The 21059-nt window shown below is 53.1% G+C and carries 19 protein-coding genes; 13 read left to right on the forward strand and 6 right to left on the reverse strand.

Annotated features, from left to right (window positions below; all coding sequences use genetic code 11):
• The first annotated feature begins 238 nt into the window (after window positions 1-238).
• The 7 genes from MWU62_RS03965 (at window position 239) to MWU62_RS03995 (ending at window position 7750) form a co-directional block, all read left to right on the forward strand.
• On the forward strand, window positions 239-1243 hold the full coding sequence (locus MWU62_RS03965) for a metalloregulator ArsR/SmtB family transcription factor (protein WP_247113636.1): 1005 nt from the start codon (window positions 239-241) through the stop codon (window positions 1241-1243).
• 189 nt (window positions 1244-1432) lie between these two features.
• A complete protein-coding gene (gene metK, locus MWU62_RS03970; protein ID WP_247113637.1) occupies window positions 1433-2623 on the forward strand; it encodes a methionine adenosyltransferase in 1191 nt (396 codons plus the stop codon).
• A gap of 226 nt (window positions 2624-2849) precedes the next feature.
• Window positions 2850-4223 carry an adenosylhomocysteinase gene (ahcY, locus tag MWU62_RS03975; protein WP_247113638.1) on the forward strand — a complete coding sequence of 458 codons (1374 nt, stop codon included), beginning with the start codon at window positions 2850-2852 and terminating at the stop codon, window positions 4221-4223.
• Between the two features lie 12 nt (window positions 4224-4235).
• Window positions 4236-5105: a methylenetetrahydrofolate reductase [NAD(P)H] gene (gene metF / locus MWU62_RS03980; RefSeq protein WP_247113639.1), complete on the forward strand. Its 870-nt coding sequence runs from the start codon at window positions 4236-4238 to the stop codon at window positions 5103-5105.
• A 360-nt stretch (window positions 5106-5465) separates the two neighbouring features.
• On the forward strand, window positions 5466-6224 hold the full coding sequence (locus tag MWU62_RS03985; RefSeq protein ID WP_247113640.1) for a transporter substrate-binding domain-containing protein: 759 nt from the start codon (window positions 5466-5468) through the stop codon (window positions 6222-6224).
• A 94-nt stretch (window positions 6225-6318) separates the two neighbouring features.
• Window positions 6319-6990, forward strand: a complete 672-nt coding sequence (locus tag MWU62_RS03990) for an amino acid ABC transporter permease (protein WP_247113641.1) — start codon at window positions 6319-6321, stop codon at window positions 6988-6990.
• Window positions 6991-7003: 13 nt separating this feature from the next.
• Window positions 7004-7750 (forward strand): amino acid ABC transporter ATP-binding protein, encoded by a 747-nt coding sequence (locus tag MWU62_RS03995; protein ID WP_200361883.1) that lies wholly within the window; start codon window positions 7004-7006, stop codon window positions 7748-7750.
• A 120-nt stretch (window positions 7751-7870) separates the two neighbouring features.
• Here the strand turns inward: MWU62_RS03995 and MWU62_RS04000 are convergent, their stop codons facing one another.
• Window positions 7871-8359 (reverse strand): DUF2505 domain-containing protein, encoded by a 489-nt coding sequence (locus MWU62_RS04000; protein ID WP_247113642.1) that lies wholly within the window; start codon window positions 8357-8359, stop codon window positions 7871-7873.
• A gap of 182 nt (window positions 8360-8541) precedes the next feature.
• Here MWU62_RS04000 and MWU62_RS04005 point away from each other — a divergent pair, with 182 nt between their 5' ends.
• The 4 genes from MWU62_RS04005 to MWU62_RS04020 all read left to right on the forward strand — a co-directional run bounded on the left by MWU62_RS04005 (window position 8542) and on the right by MWU62_RS04020 (window position 13121).
• Window positions 8542-9891 (forward strand): adenosylmethionine--8-amino-7-oxononanoate transaminase, encoded by a 1350-nt coding sequence (locus tag MWU62_RS04005; protein ID WP_247113643.1) that lies wholly within the window; start codon window positions 8542-8544, stop codon window positions 9889-9891.
• A 15-nt stretch (window positions 9892-9906) separates the two neighbouring features.
• Window positions 9907-10641 carry a 16S rRNA (uracil(1498)-N(3))-methyltransferase gene (locus MWU62_RS04010; protein WP_247113644.1) on the forward strand — a complete coding sequence of 245 codons (735 nt, stop codon included), beginning with the start codon at window positions 9907-9909 and terminating at the stop codon, window positions 10639-10641.
• Window positions 10642-10747: 106 nt separating this feature from the next.
• Window positions 10748-11977, forward strand: a complete 1230-nt coding sequence (locus MWU62_RS04015) for a hypothetical protein (protein WP_247113645.1) — start codon at window positions 10748-10750, stop codon at window positions 11975-11977.
• Between the two features lie 109 nt (window positions 11978-12086).
• A complete protein-coding gene (locus MWU62_RS04020; RefSeq protein ID WP_247113646.1) occupies window positions 12087-13121 on the forward strand; it encodes an HDOD domain-containing protein in 1035 nt (344 codons plus the stop codon).
• Here MWU62_RS04020 and MWU62_RS04025 read toward each other — a convergent pair.
• From MWU62_RS04025 to MWU62_RS04045, 5 genes are all read right to left on the reverse strand, one after another.
• Window positions 13105-14427 (reverse strand): YihY/virulence factor BrkB family protein, encoded by a 1323-nt coding sequence (locus tag MWU62_RS04025; protein WP_247113647.1) that lies wholly within the window; start codon window positions 14425-14427, stop codon window positions 13105-13107. The genes MWU62_RS04020 and MWU62_RS04025 overlap by 17 nt on opposite strands.
• Before the next feature lie 150 nt (window positions 14428-14577).
• Entirely contained in the window at window positions 14578-15180 is a 603-nt protein-coding gene (lpoB, locus tag MWU62_RS04030) for a penicillin-binding protein activator LpoB (protein ID WP_200361890.1), read from the reverse strand.
• A 12-nt stretch (window positions 15181-15192) separates the two neighbouring features.
• On the reverse strand, window positions 15193-15585 hold the full coding sequence (locus MWU62_RS04035; RefSeq protein ID WP_247113648.1) for a YcfL family protein: 393 nt from the start codon (window positions 15583-15585) through the stop codon (window positions 15193-15195).
• 59 nt (window positions 15586-15644) lie between these two features.
• Entirely contained in the window at window positions 15645-17129 is a 1485-nt protein-coding gene (locus tag MWU62_RS04040) for a hypothetical protein (protein ID WP_247113649.1), read from the reverse strand.
• 53 nt (window positions 17130-17182) lie between these two features.
• The gene (locus MWU62_RS04045) at window positions 17183-18118 is read right to left on the reverse strand and encodes a D-2-hydroxyacid dehydrogenase (RefSeq protein WP_247113650.1); all 936 of its coding nucleotides are present in this window, start codon (window positions 18116-18118) and stop codon (window positions 17183-17185) included.
• A 74-nt stretch (window positions 18119-18192) separates the two neighbouring features.
• Here MWU62_RS04045 and tmpT point away from each other — a divergent pair, with 74 nt between their 5' ends.
• Together tmpT and MWU62_RS04055 are read left to right on the forward strand one after the other, a co-directional pair.
• Complete coding sequence (tmpT, locus tag MWU62_RS04050; RefSeq protein ID WP_200361893.1) at window positions 18193-18846, forward strand: thiopurine S-methyltransferase; 654 nt, start codon at window positions 18193-18195, stop codon at window positions 18844-18846.
• A 238-nt stretch (window positions 18847-19084) separates the two neighbouring features.
• Window positions 19085-21007 (forward strand): PrkA family serine protein kinase, encoded by a 1923-nt coding sequence (locus tag MWU62_RS04055; protein ID WP_247113651.1) that lies wholly within the window; start codon window positions 19085-19087, stop codon window positions 21005-21007.
• The last annotated feature ends 52 nt before the right edge of the window (window positions 21008-21059 follow it).

Here is a 21059-nt window from a genome sequence, read left to right on the forward strand (position 1 = left end):
TTTCAAGGAAATAGGGTGCAATCCAGAGCTTTTTACAGGGCGACAAAAAGCTGCTCAAAAATAAGGCGCGTATTTTCGCCGATTAGGGTGTGCCTGGGCAAATCGACGTGCCGCTTCTGTGTAAATATTCCCTACGAGATTGCCGAAAGAGACTGATTTCAAAGAATGATAAATCTATATCAAAAAACTTTGATATACCTCTTGATTGAACACTCCAACCCACATACACTCCGCAACCATGACAACTTTAAATGCACACGTTAACCAAATTTCCTCCGTGGACGTGCTTGCCCCTATCTACAAGGCAAGCGGCGACCCATTGCGGCTGGAAGTACTGCGTGTGCTGCGTCGCGACACGTTTGGCGTGCTGGAATTGAGCCAACTATTCGATATGCGTCAGTCTGGCATGAGCCACCATTTAAAAGTGATGCACAAGGCAGGTCTGGTAGAACCACAGCGTGAGGGCAACGCCATTTTTTACCGCCGCCCGCTGCACTTGGATAACGAAAAGCCAACAGATCTGACCATTCGCCAAATTTTTGAAGCGGTAGACAGCGCGCCCCTGCCAGCGCACTTGCAGGATAAGATCGAAGCCATCCGTAACCAACGGGCTGATCAGTCACAGGCGTTCTTCTCCCGGCACTCAGAGCAGTTCCGGGAGCAACAAGAGTTGATTGCTGCCTTTGATTTGTACGCTACCCCCGTAGCGGACATGATTCGCAAGCGCACGCGCAAAACACTGTGGCAAACGGCACTGGAAATCGGCCCGGGTGAAGGTGGTTTTCTACCGGTATTGTCCGAGCTGTCCGAACACGTTGTGGCGTTGGATAACAGCCGCGACATGCTCGCCAAGGCAACGCGCACCTGCATTGATGAGCGCTTAAACAACATCGATTTGATCGAAGGTGTAACCGACACCCTGCTGGCCCGGGGCGATGCATTTGACCTCGTGGTAGCCAACATGGTGCTGCATCACGTACCCAGCCCGGCCGATATCTTTCTCGACGCCGCCGCGCTGATGAACAACGGCGGCTGCCTAATGGTCAGCGACCTGTGCAGGCATGATCAAAATTGGGCAAAAGAGAATTGCGGCGATTTATGGCTGGGCTTCGAGCCGGAAGAACTCACCGCTTGGGCCGCAGCGGCAGGCTTAAAGGCTGGTGAGCAGCTGTTTATCGGATTGCGGAATGGTTTCCAAATTCAAGTGAGAGAGTTCTGGAAAACCCAACTGCCACTGAGATAGCCAATCTTTCATCACATTTTTCATTAGAACCAGATATTCCGTGCCTTCACGGGGAATATCAAAAAACTTTGATATTGGCGTAGGTAGTAATACCTACACACGCCAAACCGAAACAAATAATGACGTCGGCGCCTGCTGCAAAACTCAGCCGCCGGCAAGATTTCAAAACGCTCACAAAGGAGCAAACCTATGTCTGACTACAGCATCTTCACTTCCGAATCGGTCTCTGAAGGCCACCCGGACAAACTCGCCGACCAAATCTCCGATGCGGTTCTGGATTCTATCCTTATAGAAGACCCCCATGCCCGCGTAGCTTGCGAGACCATGGTAAAAACCGGCGTTGCCATCGTAGGCGGTGAAATCACCACCAGCGCCTGGGTAGACTTGGAAGATCTGGTTCGCGGCGTAATCAAAGACATCGGCTACACCTCCTCAGACGTAGGCTTCGACGCAGACACCTGCGGCATCATCAATATCATCGGCAAACAGTCCGTCGACATCGCCCAAGGCGTCGACCGCCAGAAGCCGGAAGACCAGGGCGCGGGCGACCAAGGCCTAATGTTCGGCTACGCCAGCAACGAAACCGAAGTACTGATGCCTGCACCCATCACCTTCGCCCACCGTTTGGTAGAGCGCCAGGCCGAAGCCCGCAAAAACGGCATTCTCCCATGGCTACGCCCAGACGCGAAAAGTCAGGTAACCTGCCGCTACGAAAACGGCAAAGTTGTCGGAATCGACGCTGTTGTACTCTCAACCCAGCACGACCCCGACGTTACCCAGGAAGACCTGAAAGAAGCCGTAATGGAGTTGGTTGTAAAAAACGTACTGCCGCCTGAATTGCTACACAAAGGCACCCAGTACCATATCAACCCCACCGGCAAATTCGTTATCGGCGGCCCGGTTGGCGACTGCGGCCTGACTGGCCGTAAAATCATCGTAGACACCTACGGCGGCATGGCCCGCCACGGCGGCGGCGCCTTCTCAGGCAAAGACCCCTCAAAAGTCGACCGTTCTGCCGCCTACGCTGGCCGCTACGTTGCCAAAAACATCGTTGCTGCCGGTTTGGCCGACAAGTGCGAGATTCAGGTGTCCTACGCCATCGGCGTGGCCCAACCAACGTCCATCTCCGTAAACACCTTCGGCACCGGCAAAATCGGCGACGACAAAATCATCGAATTGGTTCGCCAGAACTTCGACCTGCGCCCTTACGCCATCACCAACATGCTCGACCTGCTGCACCCCATGTACCGGGCCACAGCAGCCTACGGCCACTTCGGCCGCGAGCCGGAAGAAGTAACCGTTGCGGGCAAAACGTTCACCACTTTCCCGTGGGAGAAAACCGACCGTGCAGCTGCTCTTAGAGACGCTGCTGGTATCTAACGGATTTGTTGGCGTATTCAAGATCGCATACGCCAAAACCAGACCGAGGTGGTGGGGTCATCCCTCCCCGGAATGTCGTAGGCCATGGACGGCCGAAGACAAGCGCACATGGATGTGCTCGTAGCGGTTCCGGGGAGGGATGACCCCACCACCGACATATCGAAATTTAGCAGCACCGAGCCTTACTCACGGCTCGGGCCAAAACAGAACCAAACGGAGCACACCAATGAGCAACTTCAACGACTATAAAGTCCGCGATATCAACCTGGCCGATTGGGGCCGCAAAGAAATCAAAATCGCCGAAGGCGAAATGCCAGCCCTAATAGCACTGCGCGACAAATACAAAGCAGAGCAGCCACTGAAAGGCGCCAACATCATGGGCTGCATCCACATGACCATCCAAACCGCCGTACTGATCGAAACACTGATCGAACTAGGCGCTGGCGTACGCTGGTCATCGTGCAACATATTCTCCACCCAAGACCAAGCAGCCGCAGCCATCGCAGCAAAAAATATCCCCGTATTCGCCTGGAAAGGCGAAACCGACGAAGAATACGAATGGTGCCTTGAGCGCACAATCGGTGCCGACGTAGAAGGCTGGGAACCCAACATGATTCTGGACGACGGCGGAGATCTGACTGCCCTGCTCCACGAGAAGTACCCGGAAATTCTGGCCAACTGCCACGGTGTTACCGAAGAGACCACCACTGGCGTACACCGCCTCCAAGAAATGCTGCGCGATGGCACCCTGAAAGTACCAGCCATCAACGTGAACGACGCCGTAACCAAATCCAAAAACGACAACAAATACGGCTGCCGCCACAGCCTGAACGATGCCATTAAACGCGGCACCGACCACTTGATGTCAGGCAAAAAAGCCCTCGTGATCGGCTACGGCGACGTGGGCAAAGGCTCTGCCGCTTCACTGCGCCAAGAAGGCATGATCGTCAAGGTAACCGAAGCTGACCCGATCTGTGCCATGCAGGCCTGTATGGACGGCTATGAGGTTGTTTCCCCATACATCAACGGCGTGAACACCGGCACCGAGGCTGGCATCGACAAAGCTCTGCTGCAGAACACCGACATTCTGGTAACCACCACCGGCAACATGAACGTGTGTGATGCGCACATGCTCAAGGCTCTGAAATCCGGCGCAGTTGTGTGCAACATCGGCCACTTCGATAACGAAATTGATACGGCCTACATGCGCAAGAACTGGGAATGGGACGAAGTTAAGCCTCAGGTTCACGTGATCTACCGCGACAAGGCCGTAAACGACCACCTGATCCTGCTCTCCGAAGGTCGCCTGGTAAATCTGGGCAACGCAACGGGCCACCCTTCACGCATCATGGACGGCTCTTTTGCTAATCAGGTTCTGGCGCAGATGTACCTGTTCGAGCGCAAGTTCGCAGACCTGCCGGAAGAAGCCCGCGCTAAAGGCATCTATGTTCAGGTTCTGCCCAAGAAACTGGACGAAGAAGTTGCCCTCGCCATGGTTGAAGGCTTTGGTGGCGTCATCACCAAGATGACTCCGGAACAGGCGCAGTACATCGGTGTACCGGTCGAAGGCCCGTACAAGCCAGAAAGCTACAAGTACTAATCGGATAACAAGATGCAATCCCAGAAACAGTTTAAACGCCGCTTCAGCTTTGAGTTTTTCCCGCCCAAGACCGACTTGGGCAAGGAAAAACTTCAAACTGTTCGCGACCAACTCGCCGAGGTGAACCCGGATTTTTTCTCGGTCACCTTCGGCGCGGGCGGTTCCACCCGGGACCGCACCATTGAAACCGTGCTCAACTTGCACAAGCAGGGCATTTCAACAGCACCTCACCTCTCCTGCGTCGGTGGTACGCGGGCAGAAATTGCGGAACTGCTGGATTTGTATAAAGAGAACGGCATCAACCGGATCGTCGCCCTTCGGGGTGACATGCCCTCCGGCATGGGCGCATCCGGTGAAATGCGCTACGCCAACGAGTTGGTCGAGTTCATTCGTGAACACAGCGGCGATCACTTTAATCTGGAAGTAGCGGCCTATCCGGAGTTTCACCCGCAGGCCCGCAACGCTGAAGAAGATCTGAAAAACTTCGCCCGCAAGGTGGAGGCTGGCGCTAACAGCGCCATCACCCAATACTTCTTTAACGCAGACAGCTACTTCTACTTCATCGACCGGTTGGAAAAGCTCGGGGTAACCATTCCGGTGGTGCCCGGCATTATGCCCATCGTGAATTTTTCCAGTCTGGTGCGTTTCTCTGATATGTGCGGTGCGGAAATACCACGCTGGATTCGCAAGCAGCTCGAAGCTTACGGTGACGACAGGGAAAGCATCCTCAAGTTCGGTGAGGAAGTGATCACAGATATGTGCGAGAAGCTGTTGAAAGCCGGCGCCCCGGGGTTGCACTTTTATACCCTGAATCAGGCGGAGCCGAGTATCAGCATTTGGAAAAATCTTGGAATTAGTGAACGGGAGAAGATTGCTTTTTGAGGCATCCCCCTCTCCCCAACCCCTCTCCCGCGAGGGGAGAGGGGCTAAAAGGCAACTCCCAGCCCGGCTTACTGACTCCCTGTGCCCTAAGCATCGGTCTCCTATGGAGTGAGAGGGAGCCTGCGATGCAACGGGCGAAGGGAGTACATAGAGCCCCTCTCCCCTCGCGGGAGAGGGGTTGGGGAGAGGGGGTGCTTTCCCCTCCAAGCATTTGATTTTCGGCGTTCACCTGAGTCATAGTCTAAAGTATATGTGATGCAGTTCCACCAATGCTCCCCGGGGGTCACGGTCACCAACAGTGAACTCCCGGTTTGCCTTATCGGGTAAACGGAGCCTCAATAAGAAAGAAAAGGAGAAAGCATGAGCACGAAATGGCTGAAAACTCTGGGTACTGGTTTGGCACTTACCGTAGCAGCTAGCGCCGTTAGCGCTGAAACCCTGCGCATAGCTACCGACCCCAGCTTTGTTCCATTCGAAATGTTGGACCAAGAAACCGGTGAGATGATTGGGTTCGATATGGAGATCATCGCCGAAGTCGCCCAGCGCGCAGGCTTTGACTACAACATCAACACCATGGACTTCAACGGCATCATCCCAGCACTACAGACAGGCAACGTGGATATTGCCATTGCTGGTATCACCATCACTGAAGCGCGTGAAAAAATCGTTGATTTCTCCGACCCGTACTACGATTCCGGTCTGCGGATTTTGGTTCGCCAAGACAACAACGACGTAACCGAAATCTCTGACCTTGAAGGCCTAAAGGTTGGCTCCAAAATCGGCAGCACCAGTTACGACTTCCTGAAGAAAAATCTGGATAAAAACGACGGTGTAACGCCTTATCCAGGCAGCTCAGATATGTACATGGCGCTGATGTCTCGCTCAGTAGATGCCGTGTTCTACGACTCCCCTAACGTGGGCTACTTTGCACGCACCAAGGGTGAAGGCAAAGTTAAAACTGTTGGCAAGCTATACGAAGGCCAGCAGTACGGCATCGCACTAAAGAACGGCAGTGAGTGGGTTGACGAGGTTAACGAAGCCCTCGCTGAAATGAAAGAAGACGGTACCTACAAGAACATCTACGAAAAGTGGTTCGGCCCGCTGCCTGAAGGCAAGTAAAGGCTGAAGGGCCGCGAGGCCTATTCCTATCATAGCGCCGGGAGCCAATTAAGCCCCGGCGACTTCTGACGCTAACCCTGCGGAGACGCACACTGTGGATTCCCAGTTCCAATTTGACTGGCAGGCAGCCATAGATTCCATCCCTTTTCTGATTAAAGGGATACCCTACACTCTAATGATTTCTTTTGGCGGCCTGATGATCGGCTTTGCCTTGGGCATCTTATTTGGCTTGCTGAGCATTAACAAAAAGTGGTTTCTGAGATGGCCCGCAACGGCCTATATCGAAATCTTTCGTGGCACCCCTATTCTTGTTCAGGTTTTGTTTATCTTCTACGGTTTGCCGGATTTGATCGGTGGCCCTATTGACCCCCTAACCGCGGGTATTGCCGCAATTGCACTTAACTCGGGCGCATACATTTCCGAAGTGGTTCGCGGTGGCGTTCAGTCCATCGACAAAGGCCAATCGGAAGCCGGGCTTTCTCTGGGCTTGTCTCGCACTCAAACATTCTGGTCTATCATCTGGCCGCAAGCCTTCCGGCGTATGATTCCGCCACTTGGCAACCAAGCCATCGTCAGCATCAAGGACACTTCGCTGTTCTCGGTTATTGGTGTGGGCGAACTTGTTCGCCAGGGTCAGGTTTATATTGCCAGTACCTTCACCGCCTTTGAGGTGTATTTCGTGGTCGCGATTATGTATCTGGCCATCACCCTCTCACTGTCCCTGATTCTCCGCCTGATTGAACGGCGCGGACTGGCCTCTGTCTGAAGGAACCTGATACATGACTCATATCGTACAAATGAAGGGCATGAACAAGTACTTCGGCAAATTGCATGTCCTTAAAGATATCGACTTATCTGTAGAACAGGGCGAAGTGGTGGTCATTATCGGCGCCAGTGGCTCCGGCAAATCCACCTTGATTCGCTGTGTGAACGGTTTGGAAGAATTCGAATCCGGCCACTTGGAAGTTGAAGGTCAAAAGCTTGCGCCAAAGGGCGGAAACCAAGAAGCCCTTTCGAACATTCGCAAAGAAGTAGGCATGGTATTCCAGCAATTCAATCTGTTCCCTCACCTTACGGTGAAGAAGAACATCATGCTGGCGCCCCAGAAAGTCAAAAACACGCCACAGACGGTGGCTAACGCGACAGCAGAGCGCCTCTTGGAACGGGTAGGCATTGGCAGCCAAGCCGACAAATACCCCACCCATCTCTCCGGCGGCCAGCAACAACGGGTAGCCATTGCCCGGGCTCTGGCCATGGAACCGCGCTTGATGCTGTTCGATGAGCCCACTTCAGCACTGGACCCTGAAATGATCGGCGAAGTGCTCGATGTGATGCGGGAACTGGCAAGGGAAGGCATGACCATGATGGTGGTCACCCACGAAATGGGCTTTGCCCGAGAAGTGGCCGACCGAGTGATCTACATTCACGAAGGTCAGATTGTGGAGCAAGGCAAACCAGACGACGTGTTCGACAACCCTCAGAATGAGCGCACTCAGGCGTTTCTCTCACGGGTATTAGCGCACTGATTTGCATATATTTTTCCCCAAAGCCAAAACCAATTAAGCCCTCGCAAACGAGGGCTTAATTGTGAATATCCAGATGAAAACGAGCTAGCTACAGGTGAGTCAGAATCTTCAATAGGCGCATCATAGCAACCGAAGAATAGTCTCGTACTCACGCTCGATTTTAGCGTGGGAGTCCTCAGCTAAAAACGCCGCGATCTTTTTGCCCATCAGTGGCACGTCGCATCGCACATTCAAAGTCACATGATTAGTGCAGGCTTTTTCGGTGCCCTCCAGTTTCATCATACCTTTGATCTTGGCGGGCACGCCTTCAATGTGTACACGAAACTCGCAGTGCCATTCGCCGTCACTCTTGCGAAACCAGTGCTCTTCCTGCCGGACCTTGTTCCACTCACGATGAAAGTGCGAGAGCATACCCGGCACCTCTGCAGACGTTGTCATCTGCCGTTCAACCACTAGCTTTGCAGAGGCATCGTCCTTTTCCAACTCTGCCACGCGCACATTCCGAGAGCCCAAAAGCTCATTTTTTTCAAGGATGTGGTCTTTGTCGAAGAAGGCTCCAAGTACTCGCCCAATGCCAGCCTGATATGGGTGGGTCAGTTGAAGTTCCATAGTAAACAAGCCTCTATTTATTGATACTGGAATTGTCGATGTAGAGCCAGTTGCGCGCATTGGCCTGCCTGTCGATACCCATTGGCACAGTAGTCAGTCGGCGCTGTTAACTGTATTATCGCCCAAGGTTAACAGCCGTCACTTTACTTCATCAGAACCATCGCTTTATCGGAGAACTTTCTATGCGCAACGCCGACCTCGTCGCCCGCGGCCTCAAGTCCGTATGGCACCCCTGTACCCAGATGAAAGACCACGAAACTCTGCCACTGGTTCCCATCAAACGGGGTGAAGGCGTCTGGCTGGAAGATTTTGAAAACAACCGGTTTATCGACGCGGTCAGTTCATGGTGGGTGAACCTCTTCGGCCACGCAAACCCGAGAATCAACGCAGCCATTCAGAAGCAAATTGGCGAGTTGGAGCACGTTATCCTGGCTGGATTTACCCACGAGCCCGTGGTCAATCTGTCTGAGCGGCTCATTGAGGTGACTCCAGAAGGGCTCAACAAGTGCTTCTACGCAGACAATGGCTCTTCGGCCATCGAGGCTGCGCTCAAAATGAGTTTTCACTATTGGAAGAACCTTGGAAAGCCAGGCAAAAAGAATTTCGTAAACCTAAGTAACAGTTACCACGGTGAAACTCTAGGCGCTCTGGCACTTGGCGATGTGGCTCTTTACAAGGACACCTACCAGCCATTGCTGATGGAAGTGCTGACTGCCCCCTCCCCAGACGCCTACAACAAAGAAGAAGGCGAAACCGACGAAGCCTATGCCTTGCGCCAGTTTGAGGCCATGGAAAAGCTATTGGCAGAAAAGCATGAGGAAATTTGCGCGGTTGTAGTGGAGCCACTCATCCAGTGCGCCGGTGGCATGCGCATGCACCACCCGATTTACCATACAAAGTTGCGCGAAGCTTGTGACCGCTATGGCGTGCATCTGATTGCCGACGAAATTGCGGTCGGTTTTGGCCGCACCGGCACCCTGTTTGCTTGCGAGCAATCTGGCATCACACCAGACTTCATGTGCCTGTCAAAAGGGCTGACCGCAGGCTATTTGCCGCTCTCCGTGGTGCTGACCACCGATACCGTTTACAACGCATTTTACGACGACTACGAAACTCTAAAAGCCTTTTTGCACAGCCATAGTTACACCGGCAACCCCATTGGCTGCGCCGTGGCACTCGCCACACTCGACATATTCCGGGATGATAATGTTATCGAAAACAATCGGAGGCTCTCGGCTTGCATGGCCGAGTCTGTGGCACACCTGGCTGATCACCCCAACGTTGGTGATATCCGCCAGCACGGCATGACCCTCGCGGTGGAAATGGTAAAAGACAAAGCATCAAAAACACCGTTTCCCTGGCAGGAGCGGCGGGGTGTTCGCGTTTATCAGCACTCGCTAACACGCGAGGCCTTGCTTCGCCCCCTAGGTAATGTGGTTTACTTCATGCCGCCTTACGTCATCACCGAAGATCAGATTCGTCATCTGGCTCAGGTCGCGACCGAAGGCATCAACATAGCCGTTAGGGATTGATCAAGGTACATACGCATGCGCATCCCCAGAATTTACACCGACTCGCCCCTGAGCGAAGGAAATCATACAGATCTGGATGAGAACGCCGCCCAGCATGTTGGCCGCGTATTGCGCATGCAACCAGGGCAGGAACTCAAACTGTTCAATGGCGATGGCCAAGATTATCCTGCTACCATCACAGAAGCGGGCAAAAAACGTGTACAAGTTCTGGTGGGCGCACCGCAAGCCAATCAAACCGAATCGCCTTTGCAAATCACCCTTGGCCAAACCTTATCCAAGGGTGATCGCATGGATTACGCCGTACAGAAAGCCGTGGAAATGGGCGTTAGCCGCATTGTGCCGCTCACCACGGAACGCTGTGAGGTAAAGCTCAAAGGCGACCGCGAAGACAAACGCCTGCGCCATTGGCAATCGATTGCTATAAGTGCAGCAGAACAATGCGGCCGCGCCAAAGTGCCCGAGATCCTCCCGGTTATGACTTTAGGGCAGTGGCTAGAATACAGCCGCACCTTCGAGCTGCGTTTGGTTCTGCACCACCGCACCGAAAAATCGCTGGCATCCATGAACCAGCCCGGCGCCATTGCATTAATGATCGGCCCGGAAGGTGGCCTAACGGCAGACGAAATCGCACAGGCGGAGAAAGAAGGGTTCCTATCCGTGGCCTTGGGACCACGGGTTCTCAGGACAGAAACGGCGCCCGTTGCAGCCATTGCTCTGTGCCAGTGGTTATGGGGGGATATTGGCGGCTAAGATCAAACTGCCGTCACGTGCGAGCGAAAGGGCCATTGACAGGCACGTGCCTTCGAAACATGCTTCACCCCGCAGACATAAACAAAAAAGCGAGTGCGACCCCCGGATGACAAGCCTGTTTAACAACCCTGAATTCTGGCAATACCTCAGTATTCCCGTTATCGCAGCCCTCATTGGCTGGATCACCAACTGGCTTGCCATCAAAATGACATTCCTTCCATTAGAGTTTGTTGGAAAGCCCCCACTGCTGGGATGGCAGGGCATTATTCCATCAAAAGCCGAGAAAATGGCCGCCATCGCTGTAGATGCCACCATTTCCAAAATCGGTACTGTGAGGGAAATTTTCGAGCAGATTGATCCAAAGGTACTCGCCGCTCACATTGTTCACTCGGTAGAGCCCCGCATCGAAGAATATGTGGATGAAATGATGCTGCGAGAGTATCCGACATTCTGGGAGAACCTGCCCGCATCCGCTCGAAAAATGGTCTATGACAGAGTGCGCAGGTCAACACCACAACTTGTGGATAATCTGGTTGACGATATTGCCAACAACATCGAAGATCTGCTCGACATCAAAACCATGACCATCGAAAGGTTGTCGGCAGACAAGCAGCTTCTGAACCGCATCTTCCTCGAGTGCGGCGATGCAGAGTTTCGTTTTATCGTGAACTCCGGTCTCTATTTCGGCTTTCTGTTCGGCCTCATTCAAATGGCTGTCTGGTACGCTTACCAAAGCTGGTGGGTACTGCCGTTTTTCGGTTTGCTGGTGGGCTGGGCAACCAACTGGATTGCACTGAACGTTATCTTCCGGCCTTTGCATGCCAAAAAAGTCGGCCCTTTCAATATTCAGGGACTGTTCCTCAAACGCCAACCTGAAGTGGCTCAATCGTTCTGCCATATAATCACCCACGAAATCCTCACGGTTGGCAATATCATCGGCGCCATAATGGAAGGCCCCAAGGGTGATCGAGCACGCAATATGGTGAAGAAACACATCAAGCCGCTGGTGGACGAAACCGCTGGTATGGGCAAAGCCCTCACACAAATGGCCTTCGGCCCCACTGGCTTTGCCACGCTAAAAAATCAAGTGGGTGAAAAAGCCATTGAGATATCGAAAACATCCTTTAATAACCCGGTGTTTGAGACAGACCGTGCGCGCGCCGTTGAGTCCATTATGGTCGAGCGTATGACTGCCCTCTCTTCGGAGGAGTTTCAGGATTTACTTCGTCCTTGCTTCCAAGAAGATGAGATTAAACTGATTCTTGTGGGTGCTTTTCTCGGCTTTTCGGCCGGTGTTGGCCAACTCATTTTTGTATTTGGTGAGGCGTTAGTCTAAATAATTTAATAACCGCACAGGGGTTAGACTGTGCAAGGCGGTAGTGGGCCTCTATACTGCAATACACAAGAACGTACACTTTCGCGACTGGTTTACCTGGGGGCAACGGATGCCAGGCTTCTTTTCCTGGATTGCAGGCTTTTTTGTAACGGAAAAACCGGCACCTCCTGCAGTTTCTGAGGCAAGGCTATTTAATCCTTCAAAGCCTACACAACCTGCCATAACAGCGGAAGATGCTCAAAGCCTGTCCATGCAGCTTGAGGAAAATCTTTTTTGCTGGCTTCTAGACACCGGCCCCGCTCAGCTTCGCTCTGATCAGGCCCCGTCACACCAAGCACTTCAAGAGCTCGATCACCGCCTCGCGAACAGAAAAATGGAAGAGCTGCCAAGGCGGCCCATGACACTTCCCATGCTGATGAAGGCGCTTTCTGATGAATCCGGCGACCGGCAAAAGCTGAGCCAGATTATTCTAGGAGATCCCTCCTTAACTGATCAGATATTGCAGGTGGCCAATAGCCCCTATTTCCGCACTGGCGACGCCACCATCGAGTCGGTGGATCAGGCTGTTTTCATTCTAGGCATTGATGGTATTCGGAATGTGATTTCGGCAACGGTTATGCGACCAATGATGGCAGCTCGCAATAGCCGGGAAGCTCTTTTTGCCCAAAGGGCTTGGCGCTGGGGCCTCACCTGCGCCCGCGCGGCAGAGTTTATCGCGAAGTTACAAGGGGAAGACGCAAGTGCTCACTTCACTGTGGGACTTTTACCGGCACTCTCCTATATCACCATTCGCAGGGAGCTCCAACAGATATGTCGAGCCCAGCGTGGTAGCGGGGAGCCGGATGTTGTGTTGATTCGTACTGCTTTAGCTCGCTACCAATGGGTTGCCTCCCAATTGATCGCCAGTGAGTGGGGGCTGCCCCCTAAATACCACGCGTATCTAATGTCGGCAGAGCGGCCAGTGCCCGATCAGGAGCAGGCAACGCTGGTAGATGGCATGGTGATAGGTAGTCGTGAAGTGTTACGCCATGCGCACCAACGCAACCTGCCTGAAGAAGATTTGGAGCACATCGTTCACCTTACGCCGGAACAAACAGGCCGGGTGCGCGCTGCCATCAAAGCCCTGCTCAGCCAGCAGAGCTAGTGTCAGCACCGTTTTTCAGCAAAGCAGCAAATGTTTTAGATTCATTCTCCCGCTCGCCGTTGAGCAAATCAGCAGGGAATACCGGCGGTAGCCTGTCTACAACACGATCTTCATCGCGGCGCACAACCTTAAGTACTTCCCCTACTGTAATAAGATCCAGTGCTCGCCCCGGTACCAGCTGATCACCCTGTGGCCCAGCAAGGCTTAAAAGGCCCGCGCGAATCAGCTTGTCGCTAACAGCCCGAGTTACTTCACCCGGCACACGCAAATCATGTTCCAGAGCTTCCTGCTGCGGCGCTTTTTTGCCCTCGCTAAAAGGCCGCGCTACAAGCCACATCATGGCCAAGGCAATTTTTTCCTGTAACTCTGGCGCAAGCTGCACATGGCGGCGTTTAGCAACGGAGCCTGGGTTTTGCAGGTAATACGAAAGGCTTGCCCCTAGAAGTAGAATCATCCAGTTCAGATAAATCCAGATCAGCATGATAATGCCGATCGCAAAACTGGAATAGATAGCTGCGTATTTAGCCGAGCCAGCTACAAAAGAGGCAAACAGCATGCCTCCTGCCTGCCAGGAAACCCCTGCAACCAAACCTCCAATGGCCGCATACTGAACTTTTACGCGAGTGTTGGGCATAAATACGTAAACAAAAGTGAAGGCGCCCACCACAAGGAAAAACGGTGTGAAGCGGCTGACTGCAAGAATCACCGAACCAAAAGGTTCGATGGCAATCAGAGTTTGAACGAAGGACGACGAGAAGATGGTAGCGCTCACGCCGATGGCAGAAACCATCAGCAGCGGGCCGACCATAATAACGCTCAGGTAGTTGCTGAACCTCTGGGCTACCGAGCGCATCTCCGGCACATGCCAGATCATATTGAACGACCGCTCGATTTTCTGCACCAGCGACACCACGGTGTATACCAGCAGGCCTAAACCGACAGAGCCCAGCACTCCGACCTTCATGTTGTCCACGAAGCCCAGTATACGCTCCGCCATTTCGACGCCCTCAGGCCCCATGGGCTGGAAGAACTGGAATAGGAACGGCTCCATACGCTGGTGCACGCCCAAAGCTTTCAACACAGAAAAGCTCAAGGCCAGCAAAGGCACAATACTGAGTAGTGTGGTGTACACCAAGCTCATGGCATGCAGAGTTAACTGCCCACTGACGACATCACGCACCAATGCATACGCTGAGCGGCCAACCTTATACAACCAGGTCCAAGGCCAGCTTTGTGGCGGATTCGGGTTTGCGAGAATCCAGTTTTCTGCAGCCTGCAGACGTTCTTTTAATTGGAAAGAAGCCACTTAACGTCCTGTTTTCTATATATCAAGAAGGTATCCTGAAACGGATACGAAACAAAATGAGTATGGCCTACTTTCAGAGGCAGAGGAAAGCAGGCCTGTCGGATTCCATGCACCAGTGCAACTTTACCGCGCCTTTGCGGCGCATCAGCCCTACCAAGTAACGGACTTGTTAGGGCCCCGCTTGATGATAGGAGTTTCACCTTCCCAAATGGCCAGACCGGATGCTAGCTCCGTTAGAGACAGTTGAATGTAATATTCCACCTGCTGCTCTTTCCCGACCTTATGGTTACGCTGAAGAATCTTTCCGGAAAGACTTAAATCCGGCGCCTGAAGCGTACCCTTACTTTGCACGGTAGACTGGTCAAACTCCTCAGATTCCCGCAGTTCACGCGCTTTCTGAGTCATTTCGTCTTCAGCGCCATTAAGGCCAACCGCCGTGGTGGTTACAACCTTGCCAGAGCGTAAAAGCGCCACCCGGATTTTCTTGGTTAGTTGGTCTGTGTCGATCCGTTGCATGGTGTCGTTGGTAATACGGCTGACCACCATTATGTAACGGCCGCCGTTTGGGTTATTCACGGCTCCGCTTGCAAGCATGTCTTCAACGGCATCGGTAGCCGCTTTTTCAAAATCCCGATAATCCATAGTCATGGCAACCGGGCCATCGTCAGCAGCGGGATCGATGTAGCGGGTAGGTGCAGCACAGCCAGCGAGAACCGCAAGTCCTGCAGTTATAACAACAGCGCGTATCAACATTAGGTTTTCCTTCTATTTGGGCTCACGAAGATGTAACTGGTAACTGGTGGCCCTTGAGTGGGGTGCCGTCGCCTTAAAATAGCGGGTTTGCCCGGTTAGTAAGCTCGCTTTGCGGTAGCCTTCACCAACACCGGGCACAGTCATACCCTTGGCATCAAACCAGGTTACTTTCCACGCCAACTCTGCGTCTGATCTCGCCTCAACGGCGAACTGTATCTGCAGAAGGCTCTCCCCATCGGGCTGGGGTATGCGTTCCTCAAAGAGCTCTGTTACGGCCGTGATGTAAATAACTTCCGGGTCTACCTTCAGCTCTTGCCTATCGGCCAATAAGTTACTTACTTCGGGTTGCGAAGCACAGCCTGCCAAACCAAGAACCAGCAAGCTGGCGAACAATACTGATTTCATAAGGCGCGTCCTGTTTTGTGTTAATCAGCTTATCTATATTGCTGTGAAAGCTCATGCTACTACTCATACCACTTGGGTAAACGCGCAAAAGCCGCCTCAGCTCCACCTTGCAAATCCATAATAATCACCGTTGCCGGTGCCTGTAACGTCGGGCGTTTCACATACACCAGAGTAAATGGCTGTTGCGGAATTTCCAGCGCGCCCAGCGTCTCCCCCCTATGATCCAGCAGTGGCAGAGTTCCGTTTTCCGGGCGATCAATGCGGGCAGTCTGCCAGTGGTTCGGCAGCGCCTGCCAACTGCGCAAATCAGCCTGAGTGGTGGCTATGGTCAGCACCGCGGCGAAGAGCTGCCCCACAGGGCCAAATTGTTCAGCTGCTTCTCTCTGAAGAACCGCTTTGCTGATAGCAGAGGTAACCGCTCTGGTGAGTATGCCTGAAAAACGCTCTTTCATTTCAGTACGGACAACCTTACCCATATCCGAAATGCGCTCGGTTCGTATTACCTCGCCGGAGGAATCTGCTGCGCCGATGCTCCCGGGTACCGCAGAGCGGTCAGTGTATACAGGTAAGGCAATGCTAAAATACGAGGGCACTTGTTGGTTACCGTAGGTCAAAAACAACGGCACATCCAAACGCGATTCCCTAAGCACCGGGCCCAGCCCGTTTTCATACACAATCCACACCTGTGGCGGCAGGGTTTGCAAGCTCTGCGCGCCCGAGGCAAGGCTCTCAGCTAGGTCCGCATCTGCTTGCAGCATCCTATTCCCGGGGCTCATTTCTGCCACTCGGGCAAGTGAGGTCACAGCACGTTCGTAGTCTGAACCGCCTTCGGCATTCGCGAGAAAATAAAGGCCGTGCAGGTAGGTGCTGAAAGGCACGATGAACTCCGGGAAAACAGACCATTTCGAAGGCGCACCATAGCGGTTGTCGACCGCTGATTGAAAACTGCCGCTCTGAAGGCTGTTGCGAACCATAGAGGCTTTTTGGCTTCCCCCCTCCGCTTCATGCTTCAAGGCGGCCTGTTGTGCAGCAATCTCCTTACGAAAATAATCAACAGCGCGTCTGGTACGATCATTAGCCCGGTTAAATTCCACTCGGGCATAATCATTATTGCCCGATGCAAGAAACGCCAGCCCTTTGTAGGTGTTCACCAGAACAGCTTCTGACAGCAAAGCCTTGTAGTCTCGCTCTGAGTCATTAACCATCACCGCCATCAAGCCTTCCGCAGTGCTTGCCAGCAGCCCCATGGTATCTTGGCCTTTCATTCCCTCTTCAGCGAGGTCGTAGGCTTTTGTGGATTCACTGTTTCGATCGGTCAGGCGGTACATTTCCCCCTGATGCAGCAGTTCTAGCAAATGTTCTTGAGTATCGACTGGTTTGTTTTCAGGCGCAGGGAAGCTCACTGTTTTCAGCGCAGCGTCGTAATCACCGGTCACATAAGCGGCGTTAAACAAAGCCAACTGGTCGCGATGCTGGAATGGCGAGCACCCCGACACAAGCACCGTCGCAAAAGCGGCCAGAATCATATAGCGCAGTGCTGTCAAGCCATTACCTCTCGCACACCCTCTCTCCCTGCACAACATTGCCTGTTGATAGATCAAGAAACCGAAGCAAGGTTGTGCGCTGTGATATCCACAATGCGTTGTCGTGCTTCGCGGCTGGCCCATGCCGAGTGCGGTGTAATGATGAGATTCGGAATATCTCCAGCAAGCAGGGCATTGCCATTGCGCGGCGGCTCCTCGGTCAGAACATCAAAACCGGCACCCCTAATAATGCCTTCGCGTAAAGCGTTCGCAAGAGCGCCTTCATCCACAAGGCCGCCACGGCTGGTGTTAATTAAAAGCGCGTCCGGCTTCATCATCTGCAACTCACGTGCGCCAATCAGGTTGCGGGTTTCATCGGTAAGAAGACAGTGCAGCGAGAGCACATCAACTTGAGGCAAAAGCTCATCCAGCGGAATCCGTGAGTAGCCATCAACCTTGCCGGTTGCCTGCCCCGGCCGCGCGCCGAGCAATATCTTCATACCAAAGGCTTTGGCTCGCTCGGCCACACCTTGGCCTAAGTCACCGTAGCCCACAATACCTAAAGTTCGGCCTTCCAGCTCCATGATGGGGTGGTTCATTAGGCAAAACATGTCGCTCTTCGCCCAGCGCCCTGCCCGCACATCCCGATCGTAATCCAGCAAGCGCGTTGCTAAAGCCAAAATCAGCGCCATGGTGTGCTGGGCTACCGTGGAGCGCCCGTAGTTCGTCACGTTCAGCACCTGTATGCCGTGGTCTTTGGCAGCATTCAGGTCAATGTTGTTCAGCCCAGTGGCCACAACCGCTATGGTTTTTAGCTCGGGGCTTTGTTCAAAATGCTCGCGCCCGAGTACCACCTTGTTGACCAACACCGTATCAAAACCCCGAATCCGTTCAGCCACCTGCTCCGGCGTTGTAGCTTCATACTTCACAAGACCACCAGTCACGCGCTCAATAGGCCCAAGATCCACATCATTGCCAAGCGTAGCAGTATCCAAAAACGCGGCTTTCATACTTTTCTCCTTCATCAACAAATGCTGAGATTAAGGTAGACTGAATCAAACATCCAAATAAGAGAATCGAAACTATGGAACACGAATTCTGGCACGAGCGCTGGAGCAAAAAGGAAATCGGCTTTCACGAAGGCTCCGTCAACAAGTTTTTATACGATCACTGGCCCGAGCTTTCTGGCGGCGGCACTGAGGGTGTTTTTGTACCCTTGTGCGGCAAAGCCCACGATATGTGGTGGCTGCACGATCGCGGGCACCCGGTTATTGGTGTAGAGCTGAGTGAAATCGCCTGTAAAGACTTTTTTGAGGAGGCGGGCGAGAAAGCCATGGTGCACCCAAGCGAGCCCTTCACCAAATTCAAGCATGAAAGCCTGCAGCTCTGGTGCGGCGATTTCTTTCAATTGGTGCCAGATGACTTAAAGCACAGTCGCTTGGTATACGACCGTGCTGCGCTCATTGCCCTGCCACCTTCAATGCGCAAAGCCTATGTGGAACATCTTACGGCCGTCATCCCCGATGGCACACGCATTTTGCTTATCACCCTCGACTACGGCACAAAAATCAGTCCGCCACCGTTTAACGTGAGCGATGAAGAGGTTCGCGAACTCTATTCACCGGATTACGAGATTGAGCACATTCTTACCAACACGCTGCCCAACGACCACCCGTTCACCAAGCGCAAAGGCCTTATTGGTGCAACAGAGAGCGTATTCAGACTGACTAAACGCTGAGGCCAGCAGCCCAGCGGTAACATAATTTAATGAACCTTAACCATTAACAGCCTGTCCAACCTCGTGACCGTGAACTAAGCTCAGATTGAATAGGTCAAAACCCGACACAGATCGTGACAGGCCAAAACCGATACTTCCATTCACCTATAACCAAAGCGAATCGCCGTCGTGGCGACCGTAACTTAACGGGGATACTGCGTGCACTGAAAGCTGAAGAACAGCGAGCGAGGGGCTACCAATGAGCATACTGCAGCAATTCAAAAACCGGTATGAGAGCACCCAAGAAGAAGAGTGCAGTCTTGAAGAATACCTAGAGATCTGCAAAAACGACCCAGCGGCCTACGCCACGGCTGCAGAACGGTTACTGATTGCCATCGGCGAACCCGAATTTGTCGATACTTCCCGCGATGCACGTCTGTCGCGCATCTTTTCCAACAAAATCATCAAACGCTATTCGGAGTTTTCCGAGTTCTACGGCATGGAAGAAGCTGTGGAGAATATAGTATCGTTCTTCAGGCACGCAGCTCAGGGCCTGGAAGAAAAGAAACAGATTCTGTATCTGCTTGGGCCGGTTGGTGGTGGTAAGTCATCGCTGGCAGAGAAGCTGAAGTACCTGATGCAAAAGGTGCCCTTCTACGCAATCAAGGGCTCCCCCGTTAACGAGTCGCCTCTGGGGCTTTTCGATCCGGCAGAAGATGCCGCCATTCTGGAAGAAGAATATGCCATTCCTTCCCGCTACTTGAAAAACATCATGTCGCCTTGGGCAGTTAAGCGGCTGCACGAATTTGGCGGCGACATTAGCCAATTCCGCGTGGTGAAGAAATACCCCTCCGTTCTAGACCAGGTTGCCGTCTCTAAAACCGAGCCAGGGGACGACAACAATCAGGATATCTCTGCCCTTGTGGGCAAGGTGAACATCCGCATGCTGGAGGATTATTCACAGGATGATCCCGACGCCTACAGTTTCAGCGGCGGCCTGTGCAAAGCCAATCAGGGGCTGATGGAATTTGTGGAGATGTTCAAAGCCCCCATCAAAGTGCTGCACCCGTTGTTAACCGCGACTCAAGAGGGTAACTACAACACCACCGAAGGCATGGGTTCGGTGCCCTTTGATGGCGTTATTCTGGCCCACTCCAACGAGTCGGAATGGCAAACCTTCCGCAACAACAAGCACAACGAGGCCTTTCTTGACCGGGTGTATATCGTCAAGGTGCCTTACTGCGTGCGGGTTACGGAAGAGATCGAGATATACAAAAAGCTTCTGCAAAACAGCTCTCTGGCTGGGTCGCCCTGCGCCCCGGACACACTGGACATGCTGGCCCAGTTTTCAGTTCTCTCGCGTATTAAGGAGCCTGAAAATTCCAGCATTTTCTCCAAAATGCGGGTCTATGACGGCCAGAACATTAAAGATACAGACCCCAAAGCCAAATCCATTCAAGAATATCGGGATGCAGCGGGCGTAAACGAGGGTATGGACGGCCTCTCGACCCGGTTCGCCTTCAAGATTCTCTCCAAGGTGTTCAACTTCGACACCACTGAAGTGGCCGCCAACCCGGTGCACCTGCTGTATGTGATTGAAAAGCAGATTGAACAGGAGCAGTTCGCGCCAGACGTTCAAGAGCGCTATCTGCGCTTCATCAAGGAATTTCTGGCACCCCATTACGTTCAGTTTATCGGTAAGGAAATCCAGACGGCCTATCTGGAAAGCTACAGCGAGTACGGGCAAAACCTGTTTGACCGCTACGTGACCTATGCCGACCTGTGGATTCAGGATCAGGAATTCCGGGATCCGGAAACTGGCGAAATCCTCGACCGTTCTTCCATCAACGAGGAACTGGAGAAAATCGAAAAGCCGGCGGGCATCAGCAACCCCAAGGATTTCCGCAACGAGGTGGTCAACTTTGTACTGCGGGCGCGAGCCAACAATCAGGGCGAAAACCCATCCTGGCTAAGCTATGAAAAGCTGCGCAGCGTGATCGAGAAGAAAATGTTCTCCAACACCGAAGACTTGCTGCCGGTTATTTCGTTCAACCCCAAAGCCAGCCAGGAGGATCAGAACAAGCACAAACAGTTCGTCGAACGCATGGTCGATCGTGGCTATACGGAGAAGCAGGTGCGCCTGCTGGCAGAGTGGTACCTGCGGGTTCGCAAGTCTCACTAGCAGGATGGCAGGCTCTATAAACGAGCCTGCCATCCTAGGCCGGAACCTGTAA

The sequence above is a fragment of the Marinobacter sp. S6332 genome, assembly GCF_023016045.1.
In the GTDB taxonomy this organism is placed as follows: Bacteria; Pseudomonadota; Gammaproteobacteria; order Pseudomonadales; family Oleiphilaceae; genus Marinobacter.

What these genes read in the sequence shown, in the direction of transcription:
- MWU62_RS03965 (WP_247113636.1), top strand. Translation starts at nt 239, where the DNA reads ATGACAACTTTAAATGCACACGTTAACCAAATTTCCTCCGTGGACGTG.
- metK (WP_247113637.1), top strand. Translation starts at nt 1,433, where the DNA reads ATGTCTGACTACAGCATCTTCACTTCCGAATCGGTCTCTGAAGGCCAC.
- ahcY (WP_247113638.1), top strand. Translation starts at nt 2,850, where the DNA reads ATGAGCAACTTCAACGACTATAAAGTCCGCGATATCAACCTGGCCGAT.
- metF (WP_247113639.1), top strand. Translation starts at nt 4,236, where the DNA reads ATGCAATCCCAGAAACAGTTTAAACGCCGCTTCAGCTTTGAGTTTTTC.
- MWU62_RS03985 (WP_247113640.1), top strand. Translation starts at nt 5,466, where the DNA reads ATGAGCACGAAATGGCTGAAAACTCTGGGTACTGGTTTGGCACTTACC.
- MWU62_RS03995 (WP_200361883.1), top strand. Translation starts at nt 7,004, where the DNA reads ATGACTCATATCGTACAAATGAAGGGCATGAACAAGTACTTCGGCAAA.
- MWU62_RS04000 (WP_247113642.1), bottom strand. Translation starts at nt 8,359, where the DNA reads ATGGAACTTCAACTGACCCACCCATATCAGGCTGGCATTGGGCGAGTA.
- MWU62_RS04005 (WP_247113643.1), top strand. Translation starts at nt 8,542, where the DNA reads ATGCGCAACGCCGACCTCGTCGCCCGCGGCCTCAAGTCCGTATGGCAC.
- MWU62_RS04010 (WP_247113644.1), top strand. Translation starts at nt 9,907, where the DNA reads ATGCGCATCCCCAGAATTTACACCGACTCGCCCCTGAGCGAAGGAAAT.
- MWU62_RS04015 (WP_247113645.1), top strand. Translation starts at nt 10,748, where the DNA reads ATGACAAGCCTGTTTAACAACCCTGAATTCTGGCAATACCTCAGTATT.
- MWU62_RS04020 (WP_247113646.1), top strand. Translation starts at nt 12,087, where the DNA reads ATGCCAGGCTTCTTTTCCTGGATTGCAGGCTTTTTTGTAACGGAAAAA.
- lpoB (WP_200361890.1), bottom strand. Translation starts at nt 15,180, where the DNA reads ATGTTGATACGCGCTGTTGTTATAACTGCAGGACTTGCGGTTCTCGCT.
- MWU62_RS04035 (WP_247113648.1), bottom strand. Translation starts at nt 15,585, where the DNA reads ATGAAATCAGTATTGTTCGCCAGCTTGCTGGTTCTTGGTTTGGCAGGC.
- MWU62_RS04045 (WP_247113650.1), bottom strand. Translation starts at nt 18,118, where the DNA reads ATGAAAGCCGCGTTTTTGGATACTGCTACGCTTGGCAATGATGTGGAT.
- tmpT (WP_200361893.1), top strand. Translation starts at nt 18,193, where the DNA reads ATGGAACACGAATTCTGGCACGAGCGCTGGAGCAAAAAGGAAATCGGC.
- MWU62_RS04055 (WP_247113651.1), top strand. Translation starts at nt 19,085, where the DNA reads ATGAGCATACTGCAGCAATTCAAAAACCGGTATGAGAGCACCCAAGAA.